Below are 20158 nucleotides of genomic sequence, written 5' to 3'. Positions count from 1 at the left end.
CGGATCTGGCTGGAGATCGTCTCCCTCGCACTCGACCTCCTCGCCTGGATGCCGATGCTCGCCCTGACCGGCAAGACCCGCCGCTGGGAGCCCAAGAAGCTCCGGCTTCGGCTGTTCTCCGCCCCCGCGCAGCTCGTGAACACCGGCCGCCGCCGCTGGCTCCGCCTGCCCACCCGATGGCTCTGGACCGCCGTCGTCAGCCACGCGATCGTCAGGCTCCACGCCCTGCCGAACCCCGGCTGACCAGCCACATCGACCGTCCCGACGACCCGCACCACCACACACCGGTGAAGTGGAACCCGGCGCCCATCCGACGCGAGAGCCGGACCCTCGCCCTGCCCCAACCCCGAAAAGACCGCACCACACAAACGCGGAGTCCCCGTCAGCGAACCGACGAGGACTCATGAACGATCGAGGTTAAGGTCTCACGTAGTTCGAGTATGGCCTGTTGCCGGACAGCTCTGGTTCGGCCCTGAGGCTCAGCGATCGCTTCGGTCAGGGCCGTTTGCAGCTCCCGGGCGGCTCGCTCACGGGTAACGGGATCCTCAATTGCCGCGACGGCGGCGAGTGCCTTGTCGAAACGTCACTGATAATGAGAGCTGCCGATTCGGCTGTCATGTCACGACTCCAGGTGCCTTCACCAGCGCTCCGGACCGGAGAGAAAACGGCCCGCCACAGGAGCACCGAAGGTAGCGGCCGGCGAGATCGCCACTCGTGAATGAGTGGGACTGGGAACCGATCGCCGCCCGACAGGCGACGCGTTCCATCGCACATTCTCTTCGCACGACCGGTGCCGACCATCGGTTCCGGACCGGATTCCCGCGCCGTCGATGGTGCCCGCGTGGCTTCCCGTTCCCCTCCGGTTTCGTTCCCGCTCACCACAAGGCACGGTGTGTGCGCGGTGACGCCCCCTCAGGACGCGGGTAACGAGGCGGGACTGGATCGGGAACCCACGCTGACAGCATTGACGGCGCGGGAACCAGGCCCAGAACCGAAATGGGAAGACTCATGCGCGGAACCACACGAACCAGCTTCGCCACCGTCATCTTCTCGGGAGCGCTTGCCCCGACCGGCCGCAGGAACGCCAAGCCGACACGGCCGGCAACCGGCGAACACTCCCCAGCCTCCCCCACCACACCACGGCCTCCGGCGAAGGCCCCGCGTAAAACGGCCAACACCAAAACAACTCCCAGAAGGAGGCCACTGGCGAGCCGAGCGGGTGCTCCTCCTGTATGGGCGGAGCATCGCGGGCTGAACTGTCGCACGTGGAAACGTCCATACGACTGAATTCGCCGGGAAGCTTGCACGCCTCCTGGAAATGGCTTTGACCAGTGCGGTGCGGACCTTCCGGTAACCCGCCTGGGGGTCGTCCTATTCGCAGGCCGACCCCCAGCGTTCGGCTTCCTGAAGCACGACCCGCTCGACTGCTCGTGAGCCTTTGACGCACTGCCTGTACATCGGAATCTTTCGTAACAAAGGAGCGTTGTGTACGAGGACCTGCGACACCGTGAGCTGGGGGCCGACCAGTTCGAGGAGAACACCTCGTGGAACCCCGCCGTCTTACGGGTGGACCCGGTGGTGGGCCCACGGGCCACTCGTGGACGGGAGGCCGCGCCGTCTCGCAATGTCGCGCTGGACTCGGTCGACCACGTCGTGGTCGGTGGCGGCGGCCCGGTCAGGGTAGAACTCTGCCGCGCATCGCTCGACGGCGTGTCGGGCCCACGCACCGCCAAGGGTGTCGCCTGCGGGAGGACAGAGAAGTGCTCCACCTTCGGCCTCCCATCCACCGACCGGCTCGCGAGCCATGTGAACGAACTCTTCCTTTTCATCACGCTGGTCGATTTCGAGCAGGCCCTCGCTGGGCACGGAGAACATGACGGAAGACCTCATCGGGCGCGAGACCATGGTCTTGGTGCCGCAGATCCACGAGGTGCCGCACGCCCCGGCGACCCTCGTGGAAGCATCCGAACCGCCGAAGGCGCGCGTCCCCTGACTCGCCTGTGCGTGAGGGGGCAGGGATGACGGACAGGGTGCAAGCCAACCGCGTCGCCGTGGCGAGCCTGGTCGGCACAACGCTGGAGTACTTCGAATTCTTCAGTTACACCGTGGCCGCCGTCCTGGTGTTTCCCGATCTGATGTTCCCGGACTTCTTGCCCGCGACGGCGATGCTGCTGTCCCTCGCTTCCACCGGAGTGGCCTTCCTCGCCCGGCCCTTCGGGGCGCTGATCTTCGGCCACTTCGGCGACCGCTACGGCAGACGTCCGATGCTGCTGCTCTCCCTGGTGATGATGGGGACGGCGACGACGCTCATCGGTCTGTTGCCCGGACACAGCACATGGTCCCTGGCTCCGATCCTGCTGGTCGTCCTGCGGATGGTACAGGGGCTCGCTGTCGCCGGGGAGAACGCGGGATCGTCGCTGCTGGCGATCGAGCACGCCCCCGCAGGCCGCAGTGGGCTCTTCTCGGGCTTCACCGGCACCGGTTCGGCGATCGGCATTCTGCTGGCGAACGGCACCTTCTTCGCCCTGAGCAGTTCGCTGAGCGACGAGCAGTTCATGAGCTGGGGCTGGCGGGTGCCGTTCCTGGCCAGCGCGGTATTGGTCCTCTTCGGTCTCTGGGTACGCCTGAGTGTTCCGGAGACCCCCATCTACAAGTCGGCGGGGCAGCCCTCGCGGGTTCCACTGTGGACGATCGTCCGCCGCGCACCGCGGCCCACGCTCCTCATGGTGGGCGCGATGGTCTTCGGCAACGTCTTCTACTACACGGTGCAGACCTTCGTGGTCGCGCACGGGACCGATCTCGGCGTCCCGCGCAGCACCGTACTCGCCGCCACCACGATCGCGGCGCTGCTGCAGGCAGTGGCGAACCTGGCCTGGTGCTGGCTCTCGGACCGGGTGGGGCGCCGGGGACTGGTGATCTTCGGCGCCCTGCTGTGCGGGGTGTGGATGTTCCCGCTGCTGATGCTGGTGCGCAGTGAGCAGCCGGTGTGGATCGTCGTCGGCTTCAGCGTCGCCATGATTCTGTTCGCCATGCACGCGGCCCCGCAGGCGGCCTACCTGGCCGACATCTACCCGTCCGAAGTCCGTTTCAGCGCACTTGCCTTCACGACCAACGCGGGCGGCCTGATCGGTGGCGCGCTGGCCCCGATCACCGCCGACCGGATTGCGGCCGTCACCGGCAGCGTGTGGTGGGCTGCGGCCGTCGTACTCGGAGTGGCCGTGCTGAGCTGCACCTGCTTGGCGCTCCTGCCCGACTTCATCCACGGACTCCGCAGAGCGGACCCCGCCCGCCCCGAAGCCGGAGCCGAACCCGAAGCCGTGACCGTCCCTGCCAAGACGTGAGGGCCTGACGGCCTACGGCACGAGACGGGAAACGCTTAACTCCCCCTCCGTGCACTCCGCCGTCGGTGGCTTCCTGAGGCGGGCCGTCGTCGGCGTGCACGGCGCTCACCACATCGCGCGCATCGACGGCACCCCTTCCCCGCCTCTGGACTAAGAAGTCATCTCATTTGGTGAGTCGGCGGTAGCAGATGAGGGTGCAGGCGATGCTGGTGAAGGCAAGGAAGTGCTCGGCCTTGCGTTCGTAGCGGCGGTGGAGACGTCGACAGCCGGCGAGCCAGGCCATGGTGCGTTCGACGGTTCAGCGGTGTCGGCCCAGACGCTGTGAAGACTCGATTCCACGGCGGGCGATGCGGTGCTTGATGCCGCGGCCACGTAACCATCTCCGCAGGTGGGCGTAGTCGTAGCCCTTGTCCGCGTGGAGCTTTCCGGGCTTGCGCCGTCGGCGGCCGCGGCGCGAGCGGATGGGCGGTATGCCGCGGACAAGAGGCTCCAGGGCCCGACTGTCGTGCAGATTGGCCCCTGAGATTCCGATGGACAGGGGCAGACCGGTTCGCTCTGTGATCAAGTGGATCTTCGAACCGAACTTGCCTCGATCGACAGGATTCGGACCTGTCAAGTCCCCCTTTTCAGGGCCCTCATGTTCACCGAGTCGATCGCACAGCGCGACCAGTCCAGCTCACCTCGAGCACCGAGCTCGTCGAGCACCAGGCGGTGGAGCCCGGCCCACACCCGTGCCTTGCTCCACTCGGAGAACGCCGGTCGGCCGTGGCTCCTGACGGTCCGAACGAGGCGGTGGGCAGTTGCTGCCACGTGCAGCCTGACGTGGCCACGAACACGATCGCAGCGAGCACTTTCCTGTCACCGTGCCGGCGCCGGCCGCCACCTTGAGGCCGCAACGGCGCCTCCGGCACCACCCGCTGGAACAACAGCCATAACTCATCCGGCATCAACCGCTCAACAATCCCCACGCCCGACAGTCTACCCAACCCGCCAAATGAGATGACTTCTAAACTCGCCGTCGGCTTCGGTGCGGGTTACAAAAGGAGAGGTAATGGCGAGCGCCCTAATGCATCCCATTCAGCAACGGTTCCTGGAGGACCATCCCTCGCGTCCTGACCACTACAATATTTCGATGCTGCTCACCGTGCAGCGCGAAGTCCCCGTTAATATCATCAGGCGCAGCCTGCAGATCCTCGTGGAACGACACCAGGTGCTGCGGCGACGGTATCCTTTTGATAGCGAGAGCGTCGTGCCGGTTGAGCCGGAACACGCTTTTCCGCTGGATTTAATCCATCTTTCCGAAGGTTCGGAAACTGCGCTGCAGGCTGAACTGGCATCAAAATGTGATGACGCCCAGAAAAGCCTGAGCATCACAAACGGCCCGATGTGCCGCGCGGTTCACTTCGAGGCGGCGAACGGAATGAAGTATCTGCTTCTGATTGTTCATCATATGGCTGCCGATGCTATGGCCTTCCGAATTCTGCTCCGCGAGTTTCAAATTATTTGTCGCACTCTGGCGGGTGGCGGCTCGGCGACTTCCTCATCTCTCGCCACCGATCACGGCAATTACGTCGACTCTTTGCATGAGAAGATAAATAATTCCGGTTCGAGCGACTTAAAGTGGTGGGTTTCCCGACCCTGGAGCGAGGTATCCCAGCTCTCCGCTGGGAATCCGGCGGGAAGCCTGCACGTACGGCACTTCCAGAAGTTCGACACATGGCTGGATGAATCGACATCCGAGCACTTCTCCCGTTTTCGCAGCCACGCCGGCTGGACGAGTGAGGAGACTTTACTCACTGCCGTGGCCCATGCACTCGCGGAATACTCAGACACCGCCACCGTGGGTATCGAGGTTCTCCGGCATGGGCGGGTAGCTGTCCAGCCGGAACAGAAGGTGCTGCAAACGGTGGGTTGGATCGGATCCTTCGCACCCTATGTGCTGGAGATCCCGGATTCGGGTGGTCCAACGGATGGGACCGTCACGCAAATCCGAGACACCCAAGCGCGAGAGACGAGCTGGGGCGCACTTCGCTACCTGCACGACGATCCTGCCGTCCGCGCAAGGCTCGCGGGTTTCCCTCGCCCGGAGATGCGGTTCAATTTTCGAGGGAATGCCCTGGACCTGAGCCGACTTATTGCACCGCCTTTCGCGTGGGCGAAGAACCACATTCCCGTATCGCTTACGCCCGACCATTTCCAGTCGCACGGGCTGAAGGTGCACGCCGACTTGATCGGCGGCAGGCTCCGGACTTCGTGGCTGTACAGCGCAAAGCGCTATGACCCAGAAGCTATTGAACGACTCGCTGATCGAACTTACCACTACGTGCGACAAGTCCTCGGAGGGCGGTATATATGACCGCATAAGTCAGCGAGGGCGGCGTCGAGTTCGGCCGCAGTGACGGTCTCGGTGGCAAGGGCGTGCTGGTAGGCGGTGAGGGTGCGGTAACGGACGGTGGGGTTGGCGCGGGCCCGCGATGCCCAGGGCGAGGGGGAGTCCGGCGAGCCGTTCCCCGAGCGCAGCCCGCCTGTTCCGCAGACCACGACGAGTCCGCCGTCCCGGCCGGCTGCCAGACGCTGGAGGTCGGCAAGTTGGCTGTCGCGACCGCGGACGGGGGCCCGGACGGCGGGAGCACGGTAGAAGGCGTGAGCGGCAGCCGCCAGCACCCAAACGCCCACCCGCCACGGAAATCCAGTGGGAGCACCTGCCGCAGGAGCTGGGGGCAGCACGAACAGATTCCCCCACAACACCTCGCGGTCCGGAAACAGCCTGCGTCCCGGATACCGGAACCCCCGCTCTTTCTTCGGCAGCAGCGGCTCGATCCGCTCCCACAAGTCATCCGACACGATCCACGGCGAAGTGCCCACGACCCGCCCAATTCAACTCGTCCGCCAGACACGGCTACCAGGAATGATCTACCTCATTGTGTGAGCCGCTGTTAACGCGTCACCAGACGGGCAGCGACAAGGGCGGCCAGTACGCTCCAGCCCACTTCCCGGTTCGAGGTGAACGCCAATCCGCAAGAGACTGGATCGTCAAGATCAACGCAACAGGAAAAGACATAGGAGCGACGTAAGCCCGGCGAGCACGCCGACGAGAGTGCAGGGCGTCGGCGTAGTCGTATGACGCCCGGTTCGTGGTAGTCCGTCAGGTCAGTGACGGGGGCCCGGAATGTGACAGGCACGGCTTCCAAGATCATGGAGCTCTCTACGCCCCGTGATCCGAGTGGAAGACCGTGCCTGCCGACGCATCATCGCTGATCCCTCCTGCCCGTGACCAACTCCGCGAGCACCCCGAGGTTGTATCCGGGGAGGTCCCGAACCTTCTGAAGCGGTTGGCCGAGGTACCGGACCCGTGTGATCCACGCGGGGTGCGCCACCGCCTGAGCGTCGTCCTCGCACTCACCGCGGGTGCGGTGCCGGCCGGGGCGACCTCACTGCTGGCGGTCAGCGAGTGGATCGCCGACGCTCCGGCGCATGTGCTGGAAGAGGTCGGCGCCCGCCCTGATCCGCTGCTGCCCAGGCGGGTCCTGCCCGCTGAGACAACGGTCCGCCGGCTGATGGCCCGCCTCGACGGCGACGCCCTGGACCGAGCGGTCGGCAGCTGGCTCACGGACCGCAGACCGAAGGCGACCGGGAGCACCGGGCTCCGTGGCCTGGCCGTGGACGGCAAGAGCCTGCGTGGCGCGGCCAGGGCGAAGGGCCGGAAGATCCGGGACGCACTGCTGTCCCGTCCGCGAGGCCGTCGCGTGGGTGAGCATCAGCTTCTGTCCGAGTCCGGCAGGCTGTCCTCGATCACATCCCCTCCGGCCTGGGGCTTTCTGGTCAGTTGTGGACGCGGGGGCAGATAGGTGAGCTGATCTTCAAGCTGTGCGGGGTCCGGTTCACCGAGCCCGGGGTGGGCAAGTACCTCAAGCGCTGGGGGCTGACCTTCCAGCGTCCGGACAAGCGGGCGGAGCAGGACTCGGAAGCGGTCCGTGTCTGGCGCGAGGAGACATGGCCGGCGATCAGGGCCAGGGCGAAGGCGGAGAACGGTGGCATCCTCTTCGGCGACCAGGTCGGGATCCGCTCCAACCAGGTCACCGGCCGCACCTGGGGCGCCACGGGACAGACCCCGATCGTCCGCCGAACTGGGAACCGGTTCCCCGTGAACGCGATGTCCGCGATCAGCACCCGCGGCCGGATGCATTTCATGGTCTTCACCGAGTCGTTCGACGCGAAGGTCATGTGCCGCTTCCTCGCCCGGATCGTCGGGCACTTCGACCGGAAGATCCACCTGGTCGTCGACCGGCACTCCGCCCACCGCTCGAAGGCCGTCCGGGCCTGGCTCGCTGACCACGAGAGCGAGATCGAGCTGCACTTCCTGCCCTCGTACTCACCCGAGCTGAACCCGGACGAGCTCGTCAACGCCGACCTCAAACGCAGCCTGCCCCACATCCACCGGGCCAGGAACCAGGCCGAACTCGCCGCGGAAACACGCAGGTTCTTCCACCGCCGACAACGCCAGCCCCACATCATCACCGGCTACTTCCAAGCCCCGCACGTCAGCTACATCCTCAACGAGTGAACTCAATGAGTTTCTGATCAATAATGACACCAACGCCAAAAGGGCGAGTAGCCCCGGACGGGCCCACCGGTGCACAAGTCCCGCGTGTCGTCTCACCCACTACAGAGTGCCGGGTGCCATCAGCGCTGTCAGCGAAAATGCCCAAGCAGGCCGGTTTTACGACGGGCCCCAGCAGCCAACCGATCGCCCGCATCAGATGAAACATGAAGGTAGACGCGAAAAAGGGGGGCGCATTTTCGGCGCCCGATACCCCTCACCCCACTGTCCCTGGACACCCCGGAACGCACGCCATCCAAGGCACGCCAACAACCCTGCTTGGTCCGCAAAGAGCTGCTGCTCATGGTGGCGGACTACTCCCCGCTGGCAGCGCCCTGATCTCCGCCCGCCGTTCGACTGCTCCCGTGATGCACCGCGAGGGGCTCTGGGAAGCTGGACGATTCGGGGCCAGGTGTCCATCCGCTCCATCTGGTGGTCGTGCAATAGCCAGCAGCTCCTGGACGCATTCCCGGCAGGCGTACAGAGGAGCCGAGGCCACCTGATCCAGGAGGTTCCCCGGCCCGTGAAGTAGAGAGTCCCCAACCGATTCAGATCGGTTGGGGACTCTTCGCACTACTGGATACGTATGTATGCTTTCGGGATGGATCATTGAGAGCGAAAACAGCCAAAGACTGTCCCGAATCATTTGTCGGGGGTCCCACCTCGGGGTCGTCGGGCCCCACCGGCACGTAACGCACGGCGTACCCGTGGCGCGACGCCACCGTGTCCGCCCAGCCGCGGAACTCCTCGCGCGTCCACTCGAAGCGGTGGTCCCGGTGGCGGGTGTGCCCGGCGGGCAGGGTCTCCCAGCGGACGTTGTACTCGACGTTCGGCGTGGTCACGACGACGGTCGCGGGCCTGGCCGTACCGAACACGGCGTACTCCAGCGCGGGCAGCCTCGGCAGGTCCACGTGCTCGATCACCTCGCTGAGCACGGCGGCGTCGTAACCCTTGAGCCGCTTGTCCGTGTACGTGAGCGAGCCCTGCATCAGCGTGACGCGCTCGGCCTGGCGCTCGCTCATCCGCTCCACCTTGAGCCGGCGGGCGGCGACGGTGAGCGCGCGCACGGACACGTCGACGCCCACCACCTTGGTGAAGAGCGTGTCCTTCAACAGCGCCTGTACGAGCTGCCCCTGGCCGCAGCCGAGGTCGAGGACGCTGCCGGCGCCCGAGTCGCGGAGGGCGGTGAGGATCGCGTCGCGGCGCTGCACGGCGAGTGAGACGGTCTTCTCGGCCTTCTCGGTCTCCTCGTCCGGGGCCGGGTCCTCGACGGCGTTGTCGATCGCCTCGACGGTGAGGTCGTCGGCCTCGGCGAGGCGGACGAGTTCGAGCCGTTCGTTGGCCTCTCTGGTCAGACCCCAACGACGGGACAGATAGCGGCTGGTGATGAGCTGCCGCTCCGGGTGATCGGCCAGCCAGCCGTCACCGGCCCGCAGGAGTTTGTCGACCTCGTCGGGGGCGACCCAGTAGTGCTTGGCGTCATCGAGCACGGGCAGGAGCACGTACAACTGCCGCAGGGCGTCTGCGAGTCGCAGCTCCCCTTCCAGTACGAGCTGTACGTAGCGCGAGTCGCCCCACGCGGGAAACGTCTCGTCCAACGCCACGGGCGTCACGTCGACCGTGGTCCACCCCAGCGGGCCGAAGAGACTGCCGACCAGCTCGGCACCGCCCCGCGCGGGCACGGCGGGCACCTCGATCCGCAGGGGCAGGGGCTCGGCGGCGCGCTCGGGCAGCGCTTTGCACACGCCGCGCAGGGCGCTCTTGAAGACGGTGCTCAGCGCGACGGCGAGCAGCGAAGACGCGGCGTACGGACGGTCGTTGACATACTGCGCGAGAGCCGCGTCGGGCGCACCCCCGCGCCCCTTCCCCTTGCCCCGCCGGACGAGCGCCACCGGATCAACCTCCAGCAGCAACGCGGCCGTACACCGCTCGACGGACGCCTCGGGATAGAGGACATGCGCGATGCCGTGCGAGGTCGAGAACGTCTGCGCCTTGCCGGGATGCTTGTGAAGCAAAAACCCCAGGTCGGTGGCGGGACGTTCCGGGCTGCCGGTAGTACTGATCGTTAGGAACACCTGACCGAGTATGTGTGTGAACGGGCGGGTGCCGGTAGCGATTTACGGCAGCCGACGTCGCGCGGGGGCTGGTGCGGATTGGTCGATGATTGCTATCGATTTGCAGGCAAGGCCGGCCGGGCGACTCCGCCGCCAGCCATCCACTCCCCCAACCCCAGGTGCGGGGCCGGATCCGACCGGGCCCCCGGGGGGGGTGTCCGCGCGAATGCGCGACACCCCGCCCGGGGGACCCCACACGAGCCAAGACCAAGCGGTCAACGGGCCTCCCGCTACGCAACCCGAGCCGGCCCCGCCAGGCAGCCCCACCCCCGCCGAGGCCGACCTCCCGTACCGCCCGAGCGAAACAGGTCTTCTTCACGGTTCCGGATCGGACGGTCAGCGGTCGTCCCTCTCTGCCTCCAACCACGCAGCCACCTCCGCGATCTGGGCCGGGCCCACGCGGCAGCAGCCGCCCAGGAGGCGGGCGCCGGCTGCTTGCCAGGCTCGGAGCCGGGTGGCCGGGAGGGGGCCCTCCCCCCTCCCCTCCCCCACCCACCCCTTCGTCGTCGCGTTCCACGTCTCGCCGCTGTTCGGGTAGACCACCACCGGCTTGGCCGTCGTCGAGGCTGCCAGGGGGACCGCCTCGTCCGCGTCCGGTGGGGTGCAGCAGTTGACGCCCGTCGCGATCACCTCGGGCTCGGACGCCGCCAGGGCGAAGGCCTCCGTCAGGGGCTGGCCCGCGCGGGTGCGGGGGCCCTTGATCGTGTAGGAGAGCCAGACCGGGACTCCGCAGCCCTTCGCCGCCCGCAGCATCGCCTCCGCCTCGTCGGTGTCCGGGACCGTCTCCAGGGCGAGGACGTCCGGAGCCGCCGCAGCCAGTGTTTCAATCCTTGGGCGGTGGAAGCGTTCCAACTCCCGGACCGACAGCCCGTACCGGCCCCGGTACTCACCGCCGTCCGCGAGCATCGCCCCGTACGGGCCCACCGAGGCGGCCACCCAGATCTCCCGTGCCACCTCCGCCCCCGCCCGCCGGGCCAGCGTCACGCTGTCGGTCAGCAGCCGGGACGCCTGCTCCCGGCCGATGCCCCGGCGGGCGAAGCCCTCGTACGTCGCCTGGTAGCTGGCGGTGATCAACACCTGGGCGCCGGCCCGGACGTACGCCGCGTGCGCCGCCTCGATCTGGTGCGGGCCGTCGGCCAGGAGCCGGGCCGACCACAGGTCGTCGGAGAGATCGCAGCCCTGTGCCTGGAGTTGGTCGGAGAGACCGCCGTCGAGGACAAGGCTGCCCTCGGCCAGCGCGGCGGCGAGTGTGCGGGTGGGCTTCATGGACACCTCCCTGTCCTCGATCGGCGGAGGGGCTCACTCAGCCAGCTGGGACTGGACCTGGGAGGAGAGCAGTTCCAGGTGGTCGAGGTCGTCCAGATCCAGCATCTGGCAGTAGAGACGGGACGCGCCGATCGCCCCGTATCGGCCGATCTTGTCGACGACCTCGGCGGGCGAGCCCGCGAGTCCGTTCGCCTTCAGTTCCTCCACCTCCCGTCCGATGGACGCGGCCCGGCGGGCCACCTCCGCGTCCGTCCTGCCCACGCACGCGACCAGCGCGGTCGAATAGACCAGGTCGTCGGCCTTCCGTCCGGCTTTCTCCGCCGCCTCCCGCACGCGGCCGAACTGCGTCTCGCTGTCACCGATCGAGGCGAACGGGATGTTGAACTCGTCCGCGTACTGCGCGGCGAGGCGCGGCGTGCGCGTCGCGCCGTGTCCGCCGATCAGCATCGGAATCTTGGACTGGGCCGGCTTGGGCAGCGCGGGTGAGTCGGCCAGTTGGTAGTAGGACCCGTCGTACGAGAACTTCTCACCGACCGGTGTGCTCCACAGCCCCGTGACAATGGCCAGTTGCTCCTCAAGGCGGGCGAACTTCTCCGCGGGGAACGGAATGCCGTACGCCTTGTGCTCCTCCTCGAACCAGCCCGCGCCCAGGCCCAGTTCGATCCGGCCGCCCGACATCTGGTCGACCTGGGCGACCTGGATGGCGAGCACGCCCGGCAGCCGGAAGGTGCCTGCCGTCATGAGGGTGCCGAGCCTGATCCGCTTGGTCTCACGCGCGAGACCGGCAAGTGTGATCCAGGCGTCCGTGGGGCCGGGAAGACCGTCGGCCGCGCCCATACGCAAATAGTGGTCGGAGCGGAAAAAAGCGTCGAAGCCAAGGTCTTCCGTCGCCTTGGCGACGGTCAGCAGCGTCTCGTAGCCGGCCCCTTGCTGGGGCTCGGTGAAGATTCGAAGATCCATGCATCCATCCTGCACCTTCGAACCCCGGTCGGCGGCGCCTCCTCGCCGGGGCGATTCCTCATCCCATCTCCTTCTCCTTCTCCACGTCCCGCTCACGGATCTCGTCCCGCGCCGTGAGCTGTCGAAGCATTCCGTGCACCCTGTCGTTCGATTCGTCGGCCGCGTCGATCGCCTCGATGCACTGCCAGTACAGCCCCTCCTCGTCCGTCCCGCAGGCCACCGAGACCAGCGCGATCCCCGCCTCGCCGAGGAGCATGCCCAGTCCGGTCAGCGCACTGCGCGCGTCAGTCACCGTCGTCAGCCGCGCCGCCCGTATCCCCCCGTCCCGCAGCGAGGGGTGCTCGGGCAACGCGCCGCCCCGCGCTCCGGTCTCAGCGAGGTCCCGTGCTTCCGTCCTCAGCTCCTTCGGTCCGTACAGGGCCAGTTGATCTCCTATCGCCTGGGCGAGAGCCTGCGCCTGCCAGGCTTCCGCCACGACGTCCAACGCCGCACCGCTCCGGGCCAAGGCAACCCGGCCGGCCGCGATGAGCCTCTCCGCGTCCATTCGCCATCCCCGTCTGTCGAACACCCTGCCCATCTACTCATTACCCAGCGTGAGCTATTGGCAACAGAAAGACCAGAGGAATTCGGAAATCTGTGGACAGGAAGCCAGTTGTGGATAACTCGGCCACTCCATAGAGTGACGAATCAGTCGGAGACCGGTCCGGAGGCAGATCCGGACCCGGACGCGGACGCGGACCCCGACGCGGGCGGGAAGCGCAGCTCGTTCCGGTCGATCTTCTCGGCGAGCGCGCTCAGCACGTCGACTTCCAACACGTCGCAGAACTGGAGCAGATACGCCAGCACATCCGCGACCTCGTCCCGCACCCGGTGCGCCGCCCCGGGGTCCTCCATCACCCGCGCCGACTGCTCGGGGGTCAACCACTGGAAGATCTCCAGCAGTTCGGAGGCTTCGACGCTCAGCGCCGCCGCCAGGTTCTTCGGTGTGTGGTACGGCTCCCACTCGCGCGCCGCCGCGAACTCCACGAGTCTGCGCTGCAATCCCTGCACATCCAGTTCCGTCACGGACCCAGATCTATCAGTTCCGCGCGGACGGACGGACCGGGGCTCTCGTCACGGCTGCTGGGCCGCCGCCGCGATCCCCTCGACCTCGGTGCCGACCGGCGCGAGCAGGAAGACGTTGCGCTCGACCCGGTGCATCCCGCTGCCGAGCCCGAAGACGACACCGCTGCTGAAGTCCAGGATGCGCTTGGCCACATCGGTCTCCGCGCCGGTCAGGTCGAGGAGCACCGGGATCTGCGCGATCAGATGCTCCGCGACCTCACGCGCGTCGGCGAAGACCCGTACCCGCAGGACCACGAACCGCCGCTGCTCGGCGGCGTAGTCCTCCGGGATCGTGCGGTGGTCGACCCGCGAGGGCCATTCGTTGCGGCCCCGCAGCGGGACGACCTGGGCCAGGCCCTCCCACTGCTCGTCGGTGGCGTCGTACCTGTCGTAACCGCCGTATCTGCTCACCGGATCACCCCTTCCGCGCGCTCTGTCTGTAGGCGGCCATCCTCCCGCCCCTCACCCGTTCGGCCCAATAGCGACACGGCCCAGTCCAGGCACAAGTCAGTCCGGACCTAAGCCAGTCCGGATGTCAGGCGCCGACGTACGCCGCGAGGTGTTCGCCGGTAAGAGTCGAGCGGTCCGCCACCAGGTCGGCGGGGGTTCCCTCGAAGACAATCCGGCCGCCGTCATGTCCCGCGCCGGGGCCGAGGTCGATGATCCAGTCGGCGTGCGCCATCACCGCCTGGTGGTGTTCGACCACGATGACCGACTTGCCGGACTCGACAAGCCGGTCGAGCAGCCCGAGCAGTTGCTCGACATCCGCGAGGTGCAGCCCGGCGGTCGGCTCGTCCAGTACGTAGACGCCGCCCTTGTCCGCCATATGCGTGGCCAGCTTGAGCCGCTGCCGCTCGCCGCCGGACAAGGTGGTGAGCGGCTGGCCGATGGTGAGGTAGCCGAGCCCGACGTCGTCCAGCCGGCCGAGGACGCGGTGCGCGGCCGGTGTGTGCGCCTCGCCCGCGCCGAAGAACTCCTCGGCCTGGGCCACCGACATGGCGAGCACCTCGCTGATGTCGCGCCCGCCGAGGTGGTGGTCGAGCACCGACGCCTGGAACCGCTTGCCCTCGCACTCCTCGCAGACGGTGGCGACGCCCGCCATCATCCCGAGGTCGGTGTAGATGACGCCGGCGCCGTTGCAATTGGGGCAGGCGCCCTCGGAGTTGGCGCTGAACAGCGCCGGTTTCACGCCGTTGGCCTTGGCGAACGCCTTACGGATCGGGTCGAGCAGCCCGGTGTACGTCGCGGGGTTGCTCCGTCGCGAGCCGCGGATCGCACCCTGCCCGACCGACACCACACCCGGGCCGCCCACAGCCCCAGCACCCGCACCCGCACCCGCACCCGCACCCGCCACCAACGACCCGTGCACCAACGAGCTCTTGCCGGACCCCGCGACACCGGTGACGACGGTCAGCACCCCGAGCGGGATGTCGACATCCACGGAGCGCAGATTGTGCGTCGTCGCCCTGCGGATCTCCAGCGCGCCCGTAGGCGTGCGCACCGTTTCCTTGAGCACGGCCCGGTCGTCGAAGTGCCGTCCGGTGACGGTCCCCGCACCCCGCAGCCCCTCCACCGTCCCCTCGAAGCAGACGGTGCCGCCCTCCGAACCGGCGCCGGGACCCAGGTCGACCACATGGTCGGCGATCGCGATCGTCTCCGGCTTGTGCTCCACGACGAGCACGGTGTTGCCCTTGTCGCGCAGCCTCAGCAGCAGGTCGTTCATCCGGCTGATGTCGTGCGGGTGCAGCCCGATCGTCGGCTCGTCGAAGACGTACGTGACATCGGTGAGCGAGGAGCCGAGGTGGCGGATCATCTTGACGCGCTGTGCCTCGCCGCCCGACAGGGTGCCCGACGCCCGGTCGAGGCCGAGATAGCCGAGCCCAATCTCCACGAAGGAGTCGAGCGTCCCGCCCAGCGACTGAAGCAGCGGCGCGACCGACGGTTCGTCCAGGGCGCGTACCCACTCGGCGAGGTCGCTGATCTGCATCGCACACGCGTCGGCGATGCTGATGCCCCCGATCTTCGAGGATCTGGCCTCCTCGCTGAGCCGGGTGCCTTCGCACTCGGGGCAGGTGGTGAAGGTGACCGCCCGGTCCACGAAGTCCCGGATGTGCGGCTGCATCGACTCCCGGTCCTTGGCGAGGAACGACTTCTGGATCTTGGGGATCAGTCCCTCGAAGGTGAGGTTCACGCCTTCGACTTTGACCTTGGTCGGCTCCCGGTAGAGGAAGTCCTGCATCTCCTTCTTCGTGAACTTACGGATCGGTTTGTGCGGATCGAGGAGCCCCGACTCCGCGTAGACGCGCACGGTGAAGAAGCTGTCCGACTTCCAGCCGGGGATGGTGAACGCCCCCTCGGCGAGCGACTTGCTGTCGTCGTAGAGCTGCGCGAGATCGATGTCCGACACCGATCCCCGCCCCTCGCAGCGGGTGCACATGCCGCCGGTGCGGTTGAAGGTCGCTTTCACGGTTCTGCGGTTGCCGCGTTCGACTGTGATCGCACCGCTCGCCCGCACGGAGGCGACGTTGAAGGCGAACGCGCCGGGCGAGCCGATGTGCGGCTTGCCGAGCCGGCTGAAGAGGATGCGGAGCATCGCGTTGGCGTCGGTGGCGGTGCCGACCGTGGAGCGCGGGTCGGAGCCCATCCGCTGCTGATCGACGATGATCGCGGTCGTCAGCCCTTCGAGTACGTCGACCTCGGGCCGGGCCTGCGTCGGCATGAAGCCCTGTACGAAGGTGCTGTACGTCTCGTTGATCAGCCGCTGCGACTCGGCGGCCACGGTGCCGAACACGAGGGAGCTCTTGCCGGAGCCCGAGACACCGGTGAACACCGTGAGCTGCCGTTTCGGGATCTCGACGCTGACGTCCTTGAGGTTGTTGACCCGCGCACCGTGCACCCGGATCACCCCGTGACCGCCGACGGCGGGCCGCGTGTCCGTCCCCGAGCGGACCGGCCCGCCCGTCCCCGTGTTCCTGCTCATCGTCGCTCCGTCCGTGAGGCGGGTCCGTCCATGTCCCCTCACGCTAGTGCGGCCGGGTGACCGGCGCTTCTCCGATCCTGATCGGTGTGCGGGACGCGCATCGGCGAACGGACCGCGCGTCGGCGTACGGGACACTCATCGGGTGTACGGGCCCGCGCGGTGACGGGCGGCCTCAGCTCGCGAGCATCTCCCGCGACACCACCCACAGCCGCGCCGCCGCCTCCGGGTCCAGCGCGTAGCCGGCGACGCCCTCACCGGACGGCGGCACGTTCGGCCCGGCCTCGGTGACGTCTTCGAAGTACCGGCCGCCGATGCCCTCCAGGAGCGGTGAGACCGCGACGAGTACGGAGGTGGCGGCGCCCTGCTCGGGGGTCTTCCAGACGGCGCCCTCGACCAGCTTCTGGAAGTCGGGGTTGTCGTTCTGGTGGCGCTGGAGATTGGTACGGATGCCGCCCGGCATCAGGGCGTTGACGGTGATCCCGTCGGCGGCCCACCGCTTGGTGGCTTCGACGGCGAAGAGGATGTTGGCGGTCTTGGACTGGCCGTACGCCGCCCACGGCTCGTACTCGCGGTTCACGAAGTGGATGTCGTCGAAGACGACGGGCGAGCGCAGGTGCGCGCTCGAACTCACCGACACGATGCGCGCGTTGCCCGCATCGGCCAGTGCGTCGTGCAGGCCGAGCGCCAGCCCGAAGTGGCCCAGATGGTTCGTGGCGAACTGGTGCTCCCAGCCCTCGGGCGTGCGCTTCAGGGGCTCCGCCATGACACCCGCGTTGTTCACGAGGATGTGCAGCGGCCCCTGCCACGCCTCGGCGAACGCCGCGACCGACGAGCGGTCGGCCAGCTCGATCGGTGCGACCGATACGCGGGAGTTGCCGGTCGTGGCGGTGATGTCGGCGGCCGTACGCTCCCCGGCCTCGACGTTCCGTACGGCGAGCGTGACCTCGGCGCCCGCGGACGCCAGCGCGCGGGCGGTCTCGACCCCGATGCCGGAGGCGCCGCCGGTCACGACGGCGCGCCTGCCGGTCAGGTCGATGCCGTCGATGACCTCGGCGGCGGTGGTCTCACGGTTGAAAGGAGTGGTGATCCGGTCGGGGTGCGACATGACGGTCCTCTTCGTAATGACTTCGGTGGGGCTCGATGCGGGTCGATACAGGTCGATACGGCTCGGCGGAACTCGGCAGAACTCGGCAGGGCCCGATGGCGCGCTTCGCCGTACACTTAAACGGAGGATCCTCCGCTCTCATCTCACGCTAATCGGAGGAAGCTCCGTTTGGCAAGCGGGCCCGGCCCTGGGTTACGTTCGAGCCGACGCCGTCGGGGGGAAGGGAGGACCGCGTGGAAGCCAGTAGCGAGCGTCCTCTGCGCGCCGACGCCCGGCGCAACCGCGAACTCGTCCTCGCCTCCGCGATACGGCTGCTCTCCGAGAGCGACGGAGGCGGAAGCCCGACCCTCGGCGCGATCGCCAAGGACGCCGGGGTCGGCATCGGTACGCTCTACCGCCACTTCCCCACCCGCGAGGCCCTGGTCGAGGCGGTCTACCGCAACGAGCTGACGGCCGTCTGCGACGCCGCGCCCGCGCTCCTCGCCGAGCTGGCCCCGCTCGATGCGACACGGGCGTGGATGGACCGCTACATCGACTTCATGATCGCCAAATCGGGCATGGCCGACGCACTCCGCGCGGTCATCGCCTCGGGCGTGAACCCCTACGCGCACAGCCGCGAACTGCTCGGCTCCGCGATCAGGTTGCTGCTCGACGCCGGAGCCGCGGACGGCGGCTTCCGTAAGGATGTCGACGCCGACGACGTCCTGATCGGCATCAGCGGCGTGGCCCTCGCCGCGGGCGAGCAGAACATGCGCGAACAGGCCGGCCGCCTGCTCGACCTCCTGCTGGACGGTCTGCGCTACACGCCGTGACCCCCGGCGGTGGCCATGCCGGCCGCCAGACCTTCCCGGTATCCCGGAAAACGCGGTGTCCAGTCCAGCTCCGTACGCGCCCGCTCGTTGGAGATCCGCACGTTGACGCGGGTCATCACCTGCGCGATGTACGGCGCGGCGAGCCGGATCAGTCCGGCGGGGAGGGCGATCGGCCTGGGCGTACGGGTCGTACGGGCGATCTCCTCCATCAACTCGCGCCACGTGGCCGGGGTGTTGTCCACGACGTTGTAGACCCGGCCCCCGACTCCCCGCTCCAGCGCGGCGACAGTGGCTGACGCCGCGTCCTTGTGGTGGACCAGCGCGAGCGTCCCCGCGTGCCCGAGCGGCACCGGCAGCCGGCGCCTGCTCATCATCGCCGCGAAGACCTCGATGTCGCCTCCGTAGAAGAGGCCGTAGCGCAGGGCGATGCCAGCGATGTCTGGCCCGGCACCGAGCACCTGGTCCTCGGTGGACTTCAGCGCCGCGAGAACGTGATCCGTCTTGGCGCCCGCGGGCACGGCGAACGGCGCGTCCTCGGTAAGAGGTTCGGGCCCCAGGTCCCGGAAGCCGTACCCGAGGAACATCGACTGCGTCAGGAAGCGCGTCGCGCCCATCCGCCGCGCCGCGTCCAGCAGGTTACGGGTCCCCTCGACCCGGAGCCGGTTGGTCGGCTCCAGGTCGGCATAGCGCAGGGGCGCCTTGGTCAGCGCGGTGAGCTCATGGACGACCGCGTCGGCGCTCAGCCCCTCCAGGGCGGCGAGCAGCGCGCTCCGGTCGAGCACATCGGCCAGCACGGCGGTCGCACCGCCCTGCCTGAGCCGCTCGGCCGCCTGCGGGAAGCGGGTGACGGCGATGACGTGATGCCCGGCCGCCATGAGCTGGGGTACGAGGAAGTGGCCGAGGGTGCCGGATGCTCCGGCGAGGAGAACTTTCATGGCTCCTCCTTGAATGGCTCCTCCTTAAGAGGAGGGCGCATTTCGGGACACTCTGCCCATCGAGCCTATGCTCACGGCGCCGACCACGCTCCCGAGGACGGGTCCCGGTGCCCGTACGGCCCTCCGACGACCCTTCGCCCCTCCGGGCCAGGCTCAGGCCACGTGCGCCCCCAGCCCGGTCCGCCCCGGCGCCACGTCCGGTCGCAGCACGAGGTTGCGGTCGTAGTCTCCGCCGTTCTGCCTTCGGTACGCGATCGGCTCGGTCGTCGGGATCGCGAGCAGGCGCCCGCGCAGCTCCTTCGCCGCCGCCTGGCCCTCCTCGGGCGTGAACCGGTCGGCGCCCGGGATCAGCACCGGGGGCAGCACCTCCGCGCCCGCGTAGAACAGAATGCCGTGCTGGAGCGGGAACAGCAGCTCGTCGACGGCTCCGTGGATGCCCCGCTCGCCGTAGGACCACGCCGGCCCGCCCAGGGTCGTCACCGTCATGGCACGCTTGCCCGCGAGGAACCCGTCCCCGTAGCCGATCCACTCGCCGTTCGGGCCCCGCAACCCGTACGCGAAGCCCTGGTGCCAGACCCGGTCGAACCAGCCCTTGAGTATGGCGGGCATTCCGAACCACCACAGCGGGAACTGGACGACGACGGTGTCCGCCCGGATGATCTTCTCCTGCTCGGCTCGGATATCGGCGCTCAGCCCGCCGCTCTCATACGCCCGCTTCGCGGCAGCGGCGACCTGGAACCGCTCCGCCGCATGGTGGGCGTAGTCGGCGGCATCGACGACGGGGTTCCAGCCCATCGCGTACAGGTCCGACACCTCGACCTGGTGACCTTCCGCGCCGAGCGCGCGCCGCCCCTCCGCGGCGAGGTGTCCGTTGAGCGAGCGGGGTTCGGGGTGGGCAAGAATCCAGAGAACATTCATGACGTCGATGCTGCCGCTGCGGC

General features: G+C 68.0%; 14 protein-coding genes and 4 pseudogenes. 6 read left to right on the top strand and 12 right to left on the bottom strand.

What is annotated here, in order from left to right; all coding sequences use genetic code 11:
* Together ACFWV8_RS24700 and ACFWV8_RS24695 are read left to right on the top strand one after the other, a co-directional pair.
* Positions 1–243 (top strand): transposase (locus ACFWV8_RS24700; protein WP_384207090.1); only part of this gene is annotated, 243 nt, incomplete at its 5' end.
* Between the two features lie 1775 nt (positions 244–2018).
* A complete protein-coding gene (locus ACFWV8_RS24695; protein ID WP_384207083.1) occupies positions 2019–3341 on the top strand; it encodes an MFS transporter in 1323 nt (440 codons plus the stop codon).
* A gap of 163 nt (positions 3342–3504) precedes the next feature.
* Here the strand turns inward: ACFWV8_RS24695 and ACFWV8_RS24690 are convergent.
* Positions 3505–4288, bottom strand: a pseudogene (locus ACFWV8_RS24690) (IS5 family transposase).
* Between the two features lie 104 nt (positions 4289–4392).
* Here ACFWV8_RS24690 and ACFWV8_RS24685 point away from each other — a divergent pair.
* Positions 4393–5697, top strand: a complete 1305-nt coding sequence (locus tag ACFWV8_RS24685) for a condensation domain-containing protein (protein ID WP_384207076.1) — start codon at positions 4393–4395, stop codon at positions 5695–5697.
* A gap of 323 nt (positions 5698–6020) precedes the next feature.
* Here ACFWV8_RS24685 and ACFWV8_RS24680 read toward each other — a convergent pair.
* Positions 6021–6218: pseudogene (locus tag ACFWV8_RS24680) on the bottom strand (hypothetical protein); the annotation flags it as partial.
* Between the two features lie 356 nt (positions 6219–6574).
* On the opposite strand from ACFWV8_RS24680, the pseudogene ACFWV8_RS24675 reads away from it, so the two are divergent.
* Together ACFWV8_RS24675 and ACFWV8_RS24670 are read left to right on the top strand one after the other, a co-directional pair.
* Positions 6575–6889, top strand: a pseudogene (locus ACFWV8_RS24675) (transposase family protein); the annotation flags it as partial.
* A gap of 162 nt (positions 6890–7051) precedes the next feature.
* Positions 7052–7905 (top strand): annotated as a pseudogene (locus ACFWV8_RS24670) (IS630 family transposase); the annotation flags it as partial.
* Between the two features lie 584 nt (positions 7906–8489).
* On the opposite strand, the gene ACFWV8_RS24665 reads toward ACFWV8_RS24670, so the two are convergent.
* The 8 genes from ACFWV8_RS24665 to ACFWV8_RS24630 form a co-directional block, all read right to left on the bottom strand.
* Positions 8490–10016: a 3' terminal RNA ribose 2'-O-methyltransferase Hen1 gene (locus tag ACFWV8_RS24665; RefSeq protein WP_384207070.1), complete on the bottom strand. Its 1527-nt coding sequence runs from the start codon at positions 10014–10016 to the stop codon at positions 8490–8492.
* A 375-nt stretch (positions 10017–10391) separates the two neighbouring features.
* Positions 10392–11321, bottom strand: a complete 930-nt coding sequence (gene mmuM / locus ACFWV8_RS24660; protein ID WP_384207065.1) for a homocysteine S-methyltransferase — start codon at positions 11319–11321, stop codon at positions 10392–10394.
* A 33-nt stretch (positions 11322–11354) separates the two neighbouring features.
* On the bottom strand, positions 11355–12281 hold the full coding sequence (locus ACFWV8_RS24655; protein WP_384207059.1) for an LLM class F420-dependent oxidoreductase: 927 nt from the start codon (positions 12279–12281) through the stop codon (positions 11355–11357).
* 58 nt (positions 12282–12339) lie between these two features.
* Positions 12340–12825 carry a DUF6099 family protein gene (locus ACFWV8_RS24650; protein ID WP_384207055.1) on the bottom strand — a complete coding sequence of 162 codons (486 nt, stop codon included), beginning with the start codon at positions 12823–12825 and terminating at the stop codon, positions 12340–12342.
* Between the two features lie 143 nt (positions 12826–12968).
* The gene (locus ACFWV8_RS24645) at positions 12969–13346 is read right to left on the bottom strand and encodes a nucleotide pyrophosphohydrolase (RefSeq protein ID WP_384207050.1); all 378 of its coding nucleotides are present in this window, start codon (positions 13344–13346) and stop codon (positions 12969–12971) included.
* Positions 13347–13394: 48 nt separating this feature from the next.
* The gene (locus tag ACFWV8_RS24640; protein ID WP_384207045.1) at positions 13395–13796 is read right to left on the bottom strand and encodes a cell division protein SepF; all 402 of its coding nucleotides are present in this window, start codon (positions 13794–13796) and stop codon (positions 13395–13397) included.
* 124 nt (positions 13797–13920) lie between these two features.
* A complete protein-coding gene (locus tag ACFWV8_RS24635; RefSeq protein ID WP_384207039.1) occupies positions 13921–16365 on the bottom strand; it encodes an ATP-binding cassette domain-containing protein in 2445 nt (814 codons plus the stop codon).
* Positions 16366–16537: 172 nt separating this feature from the next.
* The gene (locus ACFWV8_RS24630) at positions 16538–17470 is read right to left on the bottom strand and encodes an SDR family NAD(P)-dependent oxidoreductase (RefSeq protein WP_384207034.1); all 933 of its coding nucleotides are present in this window, start codon (positions 17468–17470) and stop codon (positions 16538–16540) included.
* 233 nt (positions 17471–17703) lie between these two features.
* Here ACFWV8_RS24630 and ACFWV8_RS24625 point away from each other — a divergent pair, with 233 nt between their 5' ends.
* Complete coding sequence (locus ACFWV8_RS24625; RefSeq protein WP_384207029.1) at positions 17704–18282, top strand: TetR/AcrR family transcriptional regulator; 579 nt, start codon at positions 17704–17706, stop codon at positions 18280–18282.
* On the opposite strand, the gene ACFWV8_RS24620 is transcribed toward ACFWV8_RS24625, so the two are convergent.
* The gene (locus ACFWV8_RS24620) at positions 18270–19217 is read right to left on the bottom strand and encodes an NAD-dependent epimerase/dehydratase family protein (RefSeq protein ID WP_384207022.1); all 948 of its coding nucleotides are present in this window, start codon (positions 19215–19217) and stop codon (positions 18270–18272) included. The two genes, ACFWV8_RS24625 and ACFWV8_RS24620, sit on opposite strands and share 13 nt — an antisense overlap.
* Before the next feature lie 153 nt (positions 19218–19370).
* On the bottom strand, positions 19371–20135 hold the full coding sequence (locus ACFWV8_RS24615; protein WP_384207015.1) for an NAD(P)H-dependent oxidoreductase: 765 nt from the start codon (positions 20133–20135) through the stop codon (positions 19371–19373).
* Positions 20136–20158: the final 23 nt, after the last annotated feature.

The organism is Streptomyces sp. NPDC058665 (assembly GCF_042714995.1).
In the GTDB taxonomy this organism is placed as follows: domain Bacteria; phylum Actinomycetota; class Actinomycetes; order Streptomycetales; family Streptomycetaceae; genus Streptomyces.
This window is presented reverse-complemented; position numbering and strand designations above follow the sequence as displayed.